Raw genomic sequence first — 15,448 nt, 5'->3', positions numbered from 1 at the left:
CAAGCTGGCTCAGACGCTCAGCATCCAGCAGCGCACGGCCGACAGATTGCTGCGCAAAATCCGCCTGGCCATGCACAAGTCGGAACCCACGCTCCTACTGGATTTCTGGAGTCGCGAGAAACGCTCCGGGCAACAGCCGATCGTGCGGCGGATCATGCTGAAGATGCACAGAAGAGCCCGTGCCTTTATTCGGCGATATTACGGCAGACGCGTGTCCAAATGGAACATGCTGTACTACTATTACGAGTACCGGTTCCGGAGCAACTACTCTCATCATTTCATCGGAGCGCTTTCCAGCCTGATTCTTGCCTCCTGCGCGACGATTTACACGTTAAACGAATACGGAATGCTTCGCGAGCGGAAGGTCCGGGCAGCGGCATAAACAAAAACGCCCGCGGAGTACGCGAGCGTCAATGGCTTACAGAATATATGCATGAGCTAAGCCAGCATTAAAATATATCCATGCTCAAGTACCGCTCCCCTGTATCGGGAGCGATGCATAGCACGCGTTTCCCTGGACCCAGGCGGCGGGCAACCTGCAAAGCGGCCCAGACGGACGCTCCGGACGACGGACCGACCAACAAGCCCTCCAATCGGGCTAAACGTCTCGTCGTCTCCAGCGCATCCTCATCCTTGACTTGGACGATTTCATCATAGATCGATGTGTTCAAAATTTGCGGAACGAATCCCGGGCTTGTCCCGACCAGTTTGTGGGGGCCCGGCTGACCGCCGGAAAGCACGGGAGAACCGGCGGGTTCTACGACGGCGACATACAGACCGGGAAGTTTCTCCTTCAACGCTTCTCCTGTGCCGGTAATCGTTCCTCCGGTACCGGAAGTTGCGACGAACGCGTCCAAGAGACCGTCCGTCTGTTCGAGAATTTCCAAGGCGGTTGTCGTGCGGTGAATATTCGGATTGGCAGGATTCTCGAATTGATTCGGCATGTAGCTGCCCGGGTTCTGCTCCAGAAGCTCACGCGCTTTGGCGATGGCTCCTGGCATGCGCTCGGCCGCAGGCGTCAGCACCACTTCCGCTCCGTAAGCGCGGAGCAGCGAAATTCGCTCTGCGGTCATATTGTCCGGCATGACAAGAATAAGCCGGTAGCCTCGCGCGGCCGCATACATGGCAAGTCCGATGCCCGTATTACCACTGGTTGGCTCGATGATCAGGCTGCCCGGCTTGATCAATCCTCGCGCTTCCGCGTCCATGAGCAGACCGGATGCCGCGCGATCTTTAACGCTGCCGCTCGGGTTCATCTTCTCCAGCTTGACGAGCACTTCAGCGTCCTCCGGTCCGGTCAAGCGGCGCAATGCGACAGCAGGAGTGTCCCCGATCAGTTCGATTACGGAATTGACAATGCGGGTCATACCAAGTTCTCCTTATCTCTTTGACTTATGCGGCGGACAAGCCGTTGGCGGTCTTCGTCGCCGAGAAACGAATGTACGGTAAAACAAGAAGGGCACACGTACATCGTCAATTTAAACGGCGCTTCCAGCAAAGGTTCTCCCAAACTATCCGGAACTCGCGGGAAGAACTCGGAAGCTCCGACAATACGCTCCCCGGTTTCAATCATATACTCGTGACAAAGCGGACATTCGGGAACGAGTTCCTGTTCGTCGTACAACGACTCTACGCCCTCTTCGAAACGCTCCAGATCCTCGCTCGATTCCAACGACTCGTCGTCCAGCCAACCGAGATCCTCGTCATCGATGGAAATCGAACGCTCTTCCTCTTCAATATCCTCGTTGTCCTCTTCCTCTTCGTCCTCTTCATCACCGATACTGAATTGCAGCGTACGATAGCCGTCGAGTTCGTTTTCACACACCGGACATATTTTCTCCGGCTCTTCTCCTTCTTCTTGAAGGATTTCGCTTTGACACCATGGGCAAATGATGACCGACATTTGGGCTTTACGCCTCCTTCATCATATAAAATACGCCAACCGCGATAAACAAGATCGCCAAGACAAGCAAAGTTCCCCACAAATACTTCATGACGTTTGTTCCCTCCGAGCTTAGATGACGGCTGCGCCAATAATGTAGGATAAAGAAACGGACAGCACGAGGGACAGCAGCCCTACCGCGCGATTATCCTTGCCGATTTCTTCGTCGACCCGGAATACCGGGGTAAAAAACTCGAACAGAAAATAAGCGACGAGCAGCAGAACGAATCCGACGGCCGACCACAGAATGCTTTGATAAATCGTATCGTTAGCTTCGATAGAGAAACGGAAAATGTTGCAAATTCCGAATATTTTGCCTCCGGTCGCCATCGCTGCCGCCAAGTTGCCTCTGCCGATTTCCTTCCATCCGTCGTACTTCGTCACCCATTCGAAGCATGAGAGAAAGACGATCAACGCCAGTATTCCTACGGAGAAATAAGCCAATACCGCAAGAAAAGGCTGAGACATGATGGAATCGACAACATCCTGCATTCGCAAGACCTCCCGTTAATGAAGCTCGGCTACGGATACGCCCGCGCCGCCTTCCCCGAATTGGCCTAACCGGTAACTTTTAACGTGCTTATGACGCCTAAGAAAGTCTTGCACCCCGCTGCGCAAAGCGCCTGTACCTTTGCCGTGTATGATGTAGACTTGCCCCAGATTGCCAAGAAAAGCTTCGTCAAGGAAACGATCCACTTCCATAATCGCCTCATCCAGCGCCATCCCTCGCAGATCCAGCTCGGTGCGGATGCTCTCGTCGCGGGATCGTTTGACCGTTGTCGCTTGCGCTGGCGCTATGCCGGCCGAAGCCGCGCGCGTCGGCTCCAGATCTGCCACAGGAACCTTCATCTTCAAAATGCCAAGCTGTACGACGGCCTCTCCGCTTCCTGTGAGCTCGACGACATGCCCTTTTTGCCCGTTCAGACTGTGAACTTTCACTTCGTCTCCCGCTTCGATCTTCGCAGGCTTCGTTCCGCTATGGCGAGACGGCTTGGCGACAGGGTCGGGAATCGCTTCCTCTAGCCGCTTCTTGGCTTCGATCAGCTTATGTTCCTTGACCGATGCTCCTTCTTCCAAGGCCAGCTTGCGAAGATCGGCTATGATCTCCTCGGCCTCCCGCCGGGCTTTGGTCACCTGTTGACGCGCTTCCTCGCGTGCCGCATCCAACAGCTTCGCTCTCTGCTCCTGAAACTTGAAGCGCTCCTCCTGTATTTCTTTACGCAACTTCTCCGTCTCAAGTCGCAACATTTCTGCAGTTCGCCGTTCCGTTTCGGCTTGCAAGCGATCTTGCTCCAATGAAGCGATCATCGAATCGACCTTTAATTCGTCTTCGCTCACTTCGCCACGGGCATGATCGATAATGCTCTTCGGAAGACCGAGCCTCTCCGCGATCGCGAATGCGTTGCTTCTTCCCGGGACGCCGACCAACAGACGGTAAGTCGGTCTCAACGTAGCCACGTCGAATTCCATACTCGCATTGATGATACCGTCCCGATTGTAGGCGTAAGCCTTCAGCTCGCTGTAGTGAGTCGTCGCGATCAGCCTGCAGCCGAGCTTCTGAAGATGCTCCAAAATCGCGATAGCAAGAGCGGAGCCTTCCGCGGGATCCGTACCCGCCCCAAGCTCGTCAAGCAATACCAGACTGCGGCTGGTTACTTGCCCCAACATCGAAATCAGATTCGTCATATGGCTGGAAAACGTGCTCAAGCTTTGCTCGATGCTTTGCTCATCCCCGATATCGGCATAAATGCCGTCGAACACGCAAAGCCGGCTGCCGTCTTCGGCAGGCACGAACAAACCGGACATTGCCATCAGGCTGAGCAATCCGATCGTTTTCAGGGAAACGGTCTTCCCTCCCGTATTTGGACCGGTCACGATGATCGAGGTGTAGCTCTCGCCCATTTCGATATCGATCGGCACGGCCGTCTTTATGTCCAGAAGCGGATGCCGGCCTCTGCGCAGAAGAATTTTGCCCTCGTCGTTCATGACCGGAAGCGTGGCGGATAACGCATGCGCTAAAGAAGCTTTGGCGAAAATAAAATCAATGATCCCGAGAATTTCCGCATCGCCCGCGAGCAAATCCGCGCGTTCCCCGATCTCGGCGGTGAGTTTGCGCAAAATGCGCTCGATCTCGTTCTGCTCCCTGATCTTCAGCTCGCGAAGCTTATTGTTCATCTGCACGACGGCTTCGGGCTCGATAAACAGCGTCGCGCCGCTACCCGATTGATCGTGGACGATTCCTCCGAAATGAGAACGATACTCCTGCTTCACCGGGATAACGTAGCGATCGTTGCGCATCGTGATCAACGTTTCCTGAAGCATTTTCTGAACCGAGGAGGAACGGATCAAGCTCTCCAGCTTTTCTCTGGCGCGTCCTTCGTTGACCCGGATGTCTCTGCGGACGGAAGCCAGCTCCGGGCTGGCGGAGTCGAGAACGTCTCCCTGCTCGTCGATGCATCTGCGAATCTCGTCCTCCACAGCTTTGAAGTCGGTCAATGGTTCGCACAGATCCAAAAGCAGCGGAAGCTCCGTCTCCTCTCCGGCGGACGATATGAATCGGCTCAGCCGACGCGAGCCCATAATAAATTGCGCGACTTCCATCAGCTCGGGAGGCTGAAGCATTCCCTGAAGCTTGGCGCGCTGGAGGGAAGAACGAATGTCCGTAATCCCTCCGAAAGGCGGCGTCCCTTTCAGACTGACGGCTTTAGACGCTTCCTCCGTGGCAGCCAGCCGGCGCTTTACGATCGCCAGCTCGCGGCTGGGCGTCAGTTTCTCCGCTTCTTCTTTGCCCAAGCTGGTCGAAGCGAGCCCCGCCAGCCGGCGAATGATTTTATCGTATTCAAGTGTATGTAAAGCCTTCTCGTTCACGGCAATTGTCATCTCCTTCGCCTTTATTATAGCCGAATCCTTCATCCATGCGAAAGCAACGGATTTTTCGACTTTTTTGCCGTCGACTCATAGGGATCGAATCTCGGGATAAACTACATCCAAAGGAGGTCGAAAAAATGAATGTCATCGGCACGATCGTTCGCTTCATCGTCGCAGCCATCGTTTTGATGGTCGTCGGTTGGCTCGTCCCTCAATTTTCCGTAGGCGGATTCTGGAGCGCTCTTATGCTCGCAGTCGTCATCGCCGTGCTGGGGTGGATCATCGAAGGAATCTTCGGTAAAAAAGTCACTCCGTTCGGACGGGGAATCGTCGGATTCCTGAGCAGCGCCCTTGTAATCTGGCTAGCTCAGTTCGTCGTCGGTCACGTCGAAGTGACGATTATCGGCTCGTTGTTGGCGGCTCTCGTGATCGGGATTATCGATTTGTTCATTCCGATCGCATCCCCGTACGAAGCCGGCAAGCAAAGAAGCTGACGAAATGAAGCGCAAGGCCTCCTCGTTACCGGCGAAGAGGCCTTGCGTGCGTTCGGTACGCTTTTCCCTTTTTAGAATAATGTCATGACTCTGCCATAGATTAGGGAATAGGCGCCGACGACCTTATGGTACAATGGTGTGCAGGCGGAATCGGATAGAGAGATAAACCGCCCGCCATTTTATCGGTACGGAGGTCGGATGACATGCAAAGAAAAATCGCCTATTTCCTCACCCTGGCGGCATTGGTTCTCGTTTTATCGGCATGCGGGGGCAACGATACAAAATCCGGGAATAACTCTTCGGCTAGCGAGGAAACTTATTCCCAAGAGGTCGTTATAAAAGCGAGTAACTGGGAGTTCGACCAGAAAGAATACGCTTTGCCGAAGGACACGCCCGTCAAATTAACGCTGGAAAACTTGAGCGGAGCCCACGGAATCGAAGTCGTCGGACAAGACATCGCGATCAGGGGCAACAAGTCGAAAGTGATCACTCTGCCTGCGGGCACCTACGAAGTCCGGTGCAGCATTATGTGCGGACAAGGCCACTCGGACATGATCGCGAAGATTGTCGTAAGCTAATTTCATTAAGCTAACCCCTTAAGCAGTTCAAGGCGATTGATTCGGATAGAAACCCGAATCAATCGCCTTTTTTTCGCATGCTCTGCGGTTAGTTATTCTTGTTCAAGCATGTCGATCCATTCGTTGTACTCGTTTTGAAGCTTTCTGTACTCTTCGTTCAGCTTGGAATGCTCGGCTTGGAGCTGCTCCAGCTCCGCGCGAAGCCTTGTGCCCAGCGCGGCTTGTTCGAGCAGCTCGTCCAGGGCAGCAGCGTCCGCTTCCCGGGAAGGAGCCGCGGCGGCTTCCGCGAGCGCCGTTTCCAATTCACGCTCCGCCCGCTCTGCAGCCTCGCCAAGCGCCGCACGGGAGCGATCCAGCTCGGCGACCCGCTCTTCCAGCTCACGGATTCTGCCGGCGGCAGCTTGCTGATTCTGCTGAGACTCAGACAGACTCTCCCGAAGCTCGCGAATCGTCTCGCTCCAACTCCGTTCCTGATCGTCCCGCTCGGAGAGCTCACGGGCCAGCTCTTCTTTTTCCCGCAGCGCTTCTTCCAAAGCTTCCTGCTGCTTGTCGAAACGCTCCGTCGTTTGCATTTCCACTTCCTGCAGCATCTCCTGCTGTTCGAGGACGGTTTTCCTCTGGTCTTCCGCTTCCGCGGCCCATCGCTCCGCGTCGCTCTCAAGCCGTTCGCGCAGCTGCTGCCACTCCTTCTCTTTGGAGCGCCATTTGCTTTGCTCGGAAGCCAATGTCTCGAGTTCCGCCTTGACGGCTTCCAGTTCCTCGGAGTACATCGCCTCCAGCTCTTGAAGTTCGGCAGCTGCATGGGCTTTTATTTTCGCCAGCTCTTCCGCTAATCGACTATCCGCTTCAGCCCTCGCTCTTGCCAACTCCGCGGCTGCGTTCGCTTTTTCACCGGCTAGAGCCTCTTCCAGCTTAGCAAGCTCGTCGGCCGCACTCCGCTTCGCTTCTCGCCGAGCAGCCTCCAGAGCATTGTCGGCGTCAAGCTTCGCTTGTTCGAGTTCAAGTTCAGCCTCCAGCTTCGCCTCTTCGAGCTCGGAAGCCGCTTTCCTCTCCAGTGCCTGACGATCGGCTTCGGCTTGCTGCTTCGCTGCCTGCAAATCCGCTTCGGCTTGCGCTTTAACAAGCGCCAGCTCCTCGGCCTCCCGCTTCAGCCGCTCAAGCTCTTCGCTTAGCTCTATCGAGCTCGCCAGTTGCTTTTCCGCTTCCGCTTGGGCCTGTGCCAGCTCCGATGCCGCTTGGGTCTTGGCGGCCTGCAGTGCTTGCGCCGCCGCTTGCTTCTGCCGCTCAAGCTCCGCGTTCAAGCCCGCCTTCATACTCGCCAGACGCTGCTCCGCCTTCGACTCGGCTTGCTCCAGCTCCGACGCCGCTTGTGCTTTAACCGCCTGCAACGCTTGCGCAGCAGCCTGCTTCCGCCGCTCCATCTCCGCGTTTAAGCTCGCTCTCAAGCTTGTCAGACGCTGCTCCGCCTGGGCTTCCGCTTGCGCCAACTCTTCTGCGGCTTGCGTCCTGACCGCTTGCAGCTCGCTTGCCGCCTCTTTCCTGGCGGTTTCGAGCGCGGTTTCCGCAAGGGCAACCTCCAACTCGGAGTTCAGCCTCAGCTCCTCCAACTCGGAAGCGAATTGCGCCTTCGCGGATGCGAGCTCGGCTGCGGCTTGCTCCCGAGCAGCCTCCAACTCCTTGACGGATTCGGACCTGAAGGCTTCCAGCTTCGCCTCCGCTTCCGCTCGCGCGGCCTCCAGTTGCGCATCGGCCTCCGATCGCGCCGTTTCCAGCTTCGCTTCGCTCTCCGTTCTCGCTGTCCCCAGCTCTTCGGCCGCTCGCGACTTGACCGCCTCCAGCTCCAGCGCGGATCGCTCCTTCAAGCCTTCGAGCTCTTGCGACAACGAAGACCGGGCGCTTTCCAGCTCTTCGATCCGAAGCTGCTGGTCATGCTCGGTTTTCAGTAACTGCTCGTTCTCCCTCCGCAAGCGAAGAAGCTCGTCCGCAATATTCACGGCTGCGAGCACGGCCAACTTCGGCAGATCGAGCTTTGGGTAACCGACGTTCACCTTATTCATCTGATCGTTGACGATTCCGGCTACCCTTTTCATATACTCCGTGCTTGTATGTCCCGTTATCGTATACTGCGTTCCATATATGTCAACGGTGACACGCGTTTTATCCTGACTGCTCACGGCGTGATCCTCCCATTGCATTCGTAGTAATGGTATGTAACAAAAGCAGCGAACCATCTTCCGCCAACCGGCGTCTAGATGTATTCGCTGCCTCCCTTATCGTTTCCTGCCTATTTCCGAAGTTCCGCGCCGTAAGATTGTTCCAGCTGCGCAAGCACGCGAGCATGCGCCTCTCCGACTTCCTCGTCCGTCAGCGTACGTTCCGCGTGACGGTAGACAAGCGCCAAAGCAACGCTCTTCTTGTCGCTGCCGATTCTCTCTCCGGTATACACGTCGAACACCTTCACGGACTCCAGCAGCTCTCCGGCGGAAACGGCGATCGTCTCCGTCAGCGCTCCGCCTGCGACGCTCCGATCCACGACGACCGCGATATCGCGCTCGATCGCCGGATAACGGGGCAGGATGCGGTACTCGATGCTCGCATCCGCATATTCGTAGATCGGCTCCAGCTCAAGCTCGGCCACATACGCATCGGGCAGATCGAACTCGCGCTGCGTCTCCGGATGCACCTGGCCGACGTAGCCGATCGTCTCGCTGCCGCGCTCCGTGCGAATGACGACCGCGGCCGTGCGGCCCGGATGGAAGCCCGCCGGCTGAGCGGCTTCATAGGAGATGCGTCCCGTCAGACCGAGCCGGTCGAACGCTTGCTCCAGAATGCCCTTCGCATCATAGAAATCGACAGACTCCGCAGTACGGTTCCATGCCGCGGTACGGCGGTTGCCCAGCAGCAGCAGCGCCGCTCTCGGCTTCTCGTTCGGCAGTCTCGTCAGCGTCGTTTCGTCCGTGTGATAGACGTTGCCGATTTCGAACAGGGCGACATCGTTGTTTTTCCGATTCAGGTTATAGGCAGCCGCCTCCAGCAAGCTTGGAATGAGCGTCGTGCGAAGCACGCTGCGCTCCTCGCTCATCGGCATTGCCAGCGCGATCGGCTTGGCGCCGGCCGCCAGCTCCGCAAACAGCTCCGTTCTCGGCAGCGAGGTTACGGAATAGCTGATCGCCTCGTGCAGTCCCGAGCCGGTCAGAATCGTCCGCAATACGCGGCGAATCGCTTGCGGCTTCGTCAGGGAGCCCGGTGTCGTCGGGCCTTCGATCGGCGTCGTCGGAATTTCGTCATAGCCGTGCAGACGCGCAATCTCCTCCACGAGATCGACGTCGCGGGAAATGTCCCCGCGCCGCGAAGGAACGGTGACCTTCCAGATATCGTCGCCGCTTGCCTCAACCTTGAATTGCAGCCGGGACAGAATCGTCTTGATCTCCAGCGAAGACAGCTCCGTTCCGAGCATGCCGTTCACGCGGGAGAGGGACAGATCGATGACGGCCGGCTGCTTCGCGGACACTTCCGCTTCGGCGACGCCCTCCGTCACAAGTCCTTCCGCATAACGGGCAATCAATCCCGCAGCGCGATCCAGCGCCGCGCGGACCCGGTCCGGATCGACTTCCTTCTCGAACCGGGCGGACGCCTCCGAACGCAAGCCCAACTGGCGCGAAGTGCGTCGAACCGTGCTGCCGTCGAATTTCGCCGATTCCAGAATGATGTCCGTCGTGCCCTCGGACACTTCGGAGTTCGCGCCGCCCATTACGCCGGCCAAGCCGATCGCCTTCTCCGCGTCCGCGATGACGAGCATGTGCGGCTCCAGCTTGCGCTCCTGATCGTCGAGCGTCACGAGCGTCTCGCCGGCCTGCGCCAGACGAACGTCGATGCGTCCGCCGGCTACCTTGCCTGCGTCGAACGCATGCAGCGGTTGGCCGTATTCCAGCATGACATAGTTCGTAATGTCGACGATGTTGTTGATCGGCCTTACGCCCGCAGCGATCAGACGATTCTGAATCCATTGCGGCGCAGGGGCGACCTTGACTCCTTTAATGTAGCGGGCGGTGTACAGCGAGCAATGCTCCGGAGAGCTGATCGACACCCGGACATAATCCGAAGTGATTTCCGCAGCCGAATAAATGTCTTTTGCCGGATCGGGCAAATTCAGCGGACGGCCGGTCAGCGCCGACACCTCGTAGGCCACGCCGAGCATGCTGAGGCAGTCCGAACGATTCGGAGTCAGGTCGAGCTCGAGGATCGAGTCGTCCAGCGCAAGCACGTCGAGGATGTCACGTCCGATCTCGGTCTCGGGTGGGAGCACGAGAATGCCTTCTTGTTGCTCCTTCGGCAGCAGCTTGTCGTTGATGCCGAGCTCACGAGCCGAGCAGATCATGCCCTGCGATTCCACGCCGCGCAGCTTCGCGCGCTTGATGTTCAGGCCTCCCGGCAGCTTCGCGCCAACGACGGCAACCGGCACCTTCATATCCGCGCCGATGTTCGACGCGCCGCAGACGATCTGCAGGTCTTCGCCCGTTCCGGCGTCGACGGTGCAGACGCTCAGCTTATCCGCGTCGGGATGCTTCTCTCTCTTTTTCACATAGCCGACGACTACGCCGGTAACGCCCGCATTGCGAGACGGCACGGAATCGATCTCGATGCCTCCCCGCGTCATCATCTCCGCCAGTTGCTCGGCGGGAATGCCGCTCAAATCGATATAATCGGATAACCACCGATAGGATACGTTCATGGGAAACTCCCCTCGTTTTTATCGTAATTTTTATCGCGTTATATTTTGGCGAACTGGCTCAAGAACTTCGTATCGTTCGCGTAGAAATGACGGATGTCGTCAATGCCGTATTTCAGCAGCGCGATCCGTTCCACGCCCATGCCGAACGCGAAGCCGGTTACTTCCTTCGGATCGTAGCCGCCGTATTCGAGCACCTTCGGATGCACCATGCCGCAGCCGAGAATTTCGATCCAGCCGGTATGCTTGCACATCCGGCAGCCGCTGCCGCCGCATTGGGCGCAGGTGACGTCGACCTCCGCGCTCGGCTCCGTGAACGGGAAGAAGCTTGGGCGCAGGCGGATTTGCATCTGCGAGCCGTACATTTCCCGGACGAATTGCAGCAGCGTCCCTTTCAAGTCGCTCATGCGAATGTTCGGCCCGATGACCAGTCCTTCGATCTGATGGAACATGAACGAATGCGTCGCATCGTCGTCGTCGCGGCGATATACTTTGCCCGGACAGATGACTTTGACCGGCGTCCGGCCGTTCATCGCTTTCATCGTGCGAATCTGTACCGGCGACGTCTGCGTGCGCAGCAAAATCTCGTCCGTAATATAGAAGGAATCCTGCATGTCGCGCGCGGGGTGATTTTTCGGCAGATTGAGCGCTTCGAAGTTGAAGAAGTCCGTCTCCACCTCCGGGCCTTCCGCCACCGTATAACCCATCCCGATGAAAATGTCTTCAATTTCCTCGACGATTTTGTTCAACGGGTGAACGGCGCCGACGGCGGACTTTTTGCCCGGCAGCGTAACGTCGATCGTCTCGGCTTGCAGACGGTGAGCGGTCGCCGCCCGATCGAAGATTTCCTGCTTCTCCGCGATAACGGCTTCGATCGCCGCGCGAACCTCGTTGCCGACCTGCCCGATGATCGGGCGCTCCTCGGCGCTGAGCGAGCCCATGCCGCGCAAAATTTCGGTAAGCTGCCCCTTCTTGCCCAAATAATGCACGCGGAGATCGTTCAGCGCGGCGGCGTCCGCCACGGTTTGCAGCTTATCCAGCGCTTCGCTCCGCAAAGCCTCTAATCGTTCCTTCATCACCATTCTCCTTCTCGCGACAAAATAAAAAGCCTTCTCTCCCGTAAGGGACGAAAAGACCGTGGTACCACCCTTGTTGGAACGCCCCTGTCCGCATTCGGACCGCGCCTTGCCGGCGCTTGGACATTCCCGCTTCACGCGGCGTAACGGGCCGCAAGCCGGTATCTCCTACTGGACGGCCGCAGCCGAACGTTCAGAGATCTGCTCCGGAGCGAACTTCGGCAGCCTGATTTCTTAGGAACGCTCGCAATCTTCGGCGCTCCCTCCCTGTAAGAAGGCACTGCTTACTTTTCTCCATCGTCGCATTTGTGCATTTATTGACCATTATAGGGGATCAGGAGACTGCAAGCAAGCCGATTCTCGCACAATTATACCTGATTACGCGCGAACGGCAAGGTTCGAACGAAACACGTAACGATGCAGGAACCATTCGGCAATGCCAAGAATCGCCGTAATGATAAGCGCTTCTCCAAAGCTTAAAGGCCAGTCCATCATATAGGCGGCTCCCCAAAGCACGGCGAACGCAAGAACGGCGTCGGAGATCGTTGCAACCGCGTTGTTCGTAGCGCGCAAAATCATTTGATCTCCCACGAAGTATGCGATCAAAGTAAGCACGGTCGCTGTAAGCGCCGCGTTGATAAAAGAAACCTCCGCATAGTACATCAGCATCGTCACTACGATAACCCCGTTGAGCAGCCACTTCAGCACAAATTTCATTTTGCCACCTTCTCCGCTTTTTTCCGGTATTGTTCGTTCCCTGCCCTCCGTTTATTCCCGATCTCGCGCGAATAAATCTTCGGGCTCAAGGAAACCTAAATCCGGTTCACTATTCCAGAGGAGGGTTTTACTATGAACTACGCCAATCCGCAATGGAGTCAGTCCTTACATCAGTGCGAACAGATCGTTCAGCAGTTGATCCATCAAACGCAGCAAGCCAGCCAAAATTACCAAATGCTTCTGCAGCAGGAGCAGCAAAACGCGCAGCGTCTGGAAGAGCTGGCCCAAAGAGAGCAAAGAGCCGCCCAGATGATCCAAACCGCGCTGCAAGGGCATCAAACCGCCATTCAGCAATTGAACCAAGTATCCAACCTGTGCAGGCAAATCGAGCAAATGGCGCATCTGCAGTTTAACGCCTCCATCACCCAATCGAGCGCCTCCCAACCGATGAATCAAGGCTTCGCTCAGCCGATGAACAGCTACAATTCCCCCGGCTCGAGCGCCAACTTCCGGTCGATGCAATAACCCAGCAACGCCGACGGGGAATGTCCCAAAAGGTCAAAAATGTGACCTAAAGGACATTCCCCGTTTTGGCAGGGAACCGCAATCAAGCCGATTAACGCAAAACCAGCCGCTTTTTCGCAAATGCGCCGTGCCAGAGAGTCCCCGTGCCTCCCCCGATTGAAAAAGCTTCCGAAATCGCCGCGGTCACGAACGCCTTTGCTTCTAGGCATGCCTCCTCCGGCAGAGCCCCTTTCGCCAGAAGGGCCGCGATGGCGGACGCCGTCGTGCAGCCCGTTCCGTGCGTATGGGGAGTCGGATAGCGCGGACCCGCGAACAACCGCGTTTCGTCTGGCCGTTCCGCGGAGACGAATACGTCGACGGCTTCCGCTCCCGCCCTGTGGCCGCCCTTAAGAAACACACGCCGTGCGCCCAACGCGAGCAGCCGCTTCGCCAATCGTTCCATATCCGCAACCGTTCGAATGTCGTCGGAACGGACGTCGAGCAGTCGACAAGCTTCCGGCAGGTTTGGCGTGACGACTTCCGCCATCGGCAGCAGCAGGCGCTTCATCGCTTCGAACGCTCCGTCGTCCATGAGCGTCGAGCCGTCCGAAGCGGCGCCTACCGGATCGACGACAAGCCTTTTGACCCGATGCCGCGCAAAAGAACTCGCCGCCGCTTCGATATGGGCCGACTGGGGCAGCATTCCCGTCTTGACGGCATCGGCCCCGATGTCGGACAGCACGCTTTCGAGCTGCGCTTCCACCATATCCGGGGAGACCGCCTCCACGCGCTGCACCCCTAAGCTGTTTTGCGCCGTCACCGCCGTCACGACGCTCATCCCGTATACGCCAAGCTCCTGAAACGTCTTCAGATCCGCCTGAATGCCCGCTCCTCCGCCCGAATCCGAGCCGGCGACCGTCAAAACCCGCGGGCGGCGAGAGGATGGAGCTTCGCCGGACGGACGCACGGGAACGCTCATCCGAATCCTCTCCTCTTCCAGGCAGGAGAGAACCGCTCGATCCCGAAGGCTTTCCCGTATCCGTCGCATTTCCCTTCTAGCAGGTCTCCAACTAGAGCCGCCGTCGCCGGACTTAGCAAAATGCCGTTGCGATAATGACCGCACGCCAGCATCAGCTCCGGGACGCCGGTGACGGAGCCGATCAGCGGCCAGCCGTCCAAAGTCGCGGGCCGCAAGCCGGCCCAGCCCCGCGAGGGAGCGACGTCGCCCAGGAACGGAAGCGCGCGGCCGCTCCAGCGCGTCAGCCGTCCGATGCCCTGTTCCGTAACGCTCCGCTCAAAACCGGCGACATCTTCGGAGGCTCCGCATACAAGGCTTCCGTCTTTTTTGCCGACCCAGTACGCTTGGCTGGTGAAAATCAGATGACGCACGCGGCCGCCCTTCCCGTCATAAGCGCAGATCTGTCCCCGGATCGGATGAACCGGCACGTCGACGGGCAGCCACTCCCGCACGAATCCGCTCCAAGCTCCGGCGCATACGACGACCCGATCCGCCTGCCAGCTTCCCGCGCCCGCGGTTCGGACGGAGACGCCCGCTCCGGCTACACGCGCCAAGCCTATAACGCGTCCGGCACGGGCGACGAGTCGGACGCCCGCCCGGCGGCACGCTTCCTCTAGCGCTCCGACCAGCTTCGGAGCGAACACATGGCTCTCGCCGGGACAATAAAGCGCCCCTAACGCCTGTTCGGACAACTCGGGCTCCAAACGGCGCAGCTCCGATGCGCCAAGCAGCTCGAATCCGGCGCTGTATCGGCTCTGCCACTCGAGCCTGGCTCGCAGAGACAGGAAATCCGCCTCGTGAAACGCGACGTTCAGGCTCCCGCTGCGTCGCAGTTCGGCCGAATGACCCGTCAGCTCCTCAAGCTCGCGAACCCAGTTCTCATATCGCGAATGGCTGTCTGCGCACAGTTGGAAAAACGCGTCAGAGCTTTCGGGATTTTCCGAGAACGGCGCCAGCATCCCCGCGGCCGCTCCGGAGGCTTGACCGCCGAACTCTTCCGCTTCCAACACCGTGACGCGAAAGCCCCGCTTGGCTGCCTCCCAGGCGCTGGACAGGCCGATGATACCCCCTCCGAGGATCAGCACCTCTGCCGATTGCGCAGACTTCGCAAACGCCGATCGTGCCGGCTCCACAAACCCTGCTGCTCGCGCCGACTCTACAAGCCCTGCCGATTGAGCAGACATCGCCACCTTCGTTGCGGGCTTCGCTTCCACGTTTCCTTCCGGCGCTCCGCTCACGTTTTCCCCTCCCAAGCTTCGGGTATGAACAGCCGTCCCCCCGGTTCGCTGCTGGCTGAGGCGTAACGCTTCCGGGGGATGCGTCCGGCCAACCGGGACAACCGCCCCGCTTCGATCGCCAGCCTCATCGCCCGCGCCATCGCCACCGGGTCCACCGCTTTGGAGACGGGCGTATTGGCGAGAATGCCGTCCGCTCCCAGCTCCATCGCCTGAGCGGCGTCTCCGGCAGAGCCCAGGCCCGCATCCACGATGACGGGAACCCGCGCCTCCTCGGCAATCAGGCT

General features: G+C 58.2%; 14 protein-coding genes and 1 pseudogene. 4 read left to right on the top strand and 11 right to left on the bottom strand.

Annotated elements, in window-relative coordinates:
• A partial coding sequence (locus tag ACESLM_RS28770) for a hypothetical protein (RefSeq protein ID WP_372637701.1) occupies nt 1-382 on the top strand: 382 nt, incomplete at its 5' end.
• Between the two features lie 67 nt (nt 383-449).
• Here ACESLM_RS28770 and cysK read toward each other — a convergent pair.
• The 4 genes from cysK to ACESLM_RS28750 form a co-directional block, all read right to left on the bottom strand.
• A complete protein-coding gene (cysK, locus tag ACESLM_RS28765; protein ID WP_372637699.1) occupies nt 450-1,367 on the bottom strand; it encodes a cysteine synthase A in 918 nt (305 codons plus the stop codon).
• Complete coding sequence (locus ACESLM_RS28760) at nt 1,364-1,903, bottom strand: hypothetical protein (protein ID WP_372637696.1); 540 nt, start codon at nt 1,901-1,903, stop codon at nt 1,364-1,366. Before ACESLM_RS28760 ends, cysK begins: the two co-directional genes overlap by 4 nt.
• A gap of 111 nt (nt 1,904-2,014) precedes the next feature.
• On the bottom strand, nt 2,015-2,434 hold the full coding sequence (locus ACESLM_RS28755) for a DUF350 domain-containing protein (RefSeq protein ID WP_094045542.1): 420 nt from the start codon (nt 2,432-2,434) through the stop codon (nt 2,015-2,017).
• A gap of 15 nt (nt 2,435-2,449) precedes the next feature.
• A complete protein-coding gene (locus tag ACESLM_RS28750) occupies nt 2,450-4,810 on the bottom strand; it encodes an endonuclease MutS2 (RefSeq protein WP_372637693.1) in 2,361 nt (786 codons plus the stop codon).
• Nucleotides 4,811-4,947: 137 nt separating this feature from the next.
• Between ACESLM_RS28750 and ACESLM_RS28745 the strand changes: the two genes are divergently transcribed.
• Together ACESLM_RS28745 and ACESLM_RS28740 are read left to right on the top strand one after the other, a co-directional pair.
• Complete coding sequence (locus ACESLM_RS28745) at nt 4,948-5,304, top strand: phage holin family protein (RefSeq protein WP_372637690.1); 357 nt, start codon at nt 4,948-4,950, stop codon at nt 5,302-5,304.
• A gap of 203 nt (nt 5,305-5,507) precedes the next feature.
• Entirely contained in the window at nt 5,508-5,882 is a 375-nt protein-coding gene (locus ACESLM_RS28740; protein ID WP_094045536.1) for a cupredoxin domain-containing protein, read from the top strand.
• Nucleotides 5,883-5,974: 92 nt separating this feature from the next.
• On the opposite strand, the gene zapA is transcribed toward ACESLM_RS28740, so the two are convergent.
• The 4 genes from zapA to ACESLM_RS28720 form a co-directional block, all read right to left on the bottom strand.
• On the bottom strand, nt 5,975-8,056 hold the full coding sequence (gene zapA, locus ACESLM_RS28735) for a cell division protein ZapA (RefSeq protein ID WP_372637687.1): 2,082 nt from the start codon (nt 8,054-8,056) through the stop codon (nt 5,975-5,977).
• A gap of 110 nt (nt 8,057-8,166) precedes the next feature.
• On the bottom strand, nt 8,167-10,614 hold the full coding sequence (gene pheT / locus ACESLM_RS28730) for a phenylalanine--tRNA ligase subunit beta (RefSeq protein ID WP_372637684.1): 2,448 nt from the start codon (nt 10,612-10,614) through the stop codon (nt 8,167-8,169).
• A 38-nt stretch (nt 10,615-10,652) separates the two neighbouring features.
• Nucleotides 10,653-11,687 carry a phenylalanine--tRNA ligase subunit alpha gene (gene pheS, locus ACESLM_RS28725; protein WP_372637681.1) on the bottom strand — a complete coding sequence of 345 codons (1,035 nt, stop codon included), beginning with the start codon at nt 11,685-11,687 and terminating at the stop codon, nt 10,653-10,655.
• A gap of 378 nt (nt 11,688-12,065) precedes the next feature.
• Nucleotides 12,066-12,404 (bottom strand): DUF2512 family protein, encoded by a 339-nt coding sequence (locus ACESLM_RS28720; RefSeq protein ID WP_372637678.1) that lies wholly within the window; start codon nt 12,402-12,404, stop codon nt 12,066-12,068.
• A gap of 132 nt (nt 12,405-12,536) precedes the next feature.
• On the opposite strand from ACESLM_RS28720, the gene ACESLM_RS28715 reads away from it, so the two are divergent.
• Nucleotides 12,537-12,929, top strand: a complete 393-nt coding sequence (locus ACESLM_RS28715) for a hypothetical protein (protein ID WP_372637675.1) — start codon at nt 12,537-12,539, stop codon at nt 12,927-12,929.
• 91 nt (nt 12,930-13,020) lie between these two features.
• Here the strand turns inward: ACESLM_RS28715 and thiD are convergent, their stop codons facing one another.
• The 3 genes and pseudogenes from thiD to ACESLM_RS28700 all read right to left on the bottom strand — a co-directional run.
• The gene (gene thiD / locus ACESLM_RS28710; RefSeq protein ID WP_372637672.1) at nt 13,021-13,887 is read right to left on the bottom strand and encodes a bifunctional hydroxymethylpyrimidine kinase/phosphomethylpyrimidine kinase; all 867 of its coding nucleotides are present in this window, start codon (nt 13,885-13,887) and stop codon (nt 13,021-13,023) included.
• Nucleotides 13,884-15,164 carry a glycine oxidase ThiO gene (thiO, locus tag ACESLM_RS28705; protein WP_372637670.1) on the bottom strand — a complete coding sequence of 427 codons (1,281 nt, stop codon included), beginning with the start codon at nt 15,162-15,164 and terminating at the stop codon, nt 13,884-13,886. The genes thiD and thiO overlap by 4 nt, the downstream gene beginning before the upstream one ends.
• Nucleotides 15,161-15,448, bottom strand: a pseudogene (locus ACESLM_RS28700) (thiazole synthase); the annotation flags it as partial. The gene thiO and the pseudogene ACESLM_RS28700, both read right to left, overlap by 4 nt.

This window comes from Cohnella sp. (assembly GCF_041641335.1).
Classification (GTDB): Bacteria; Bacillota; Bacilli; order Paenibacillales; family Paenibacillaceae; genus Cohnella.
This window is presented reverse-complemented; position numbering and strand designations above follow the sequence as displayed.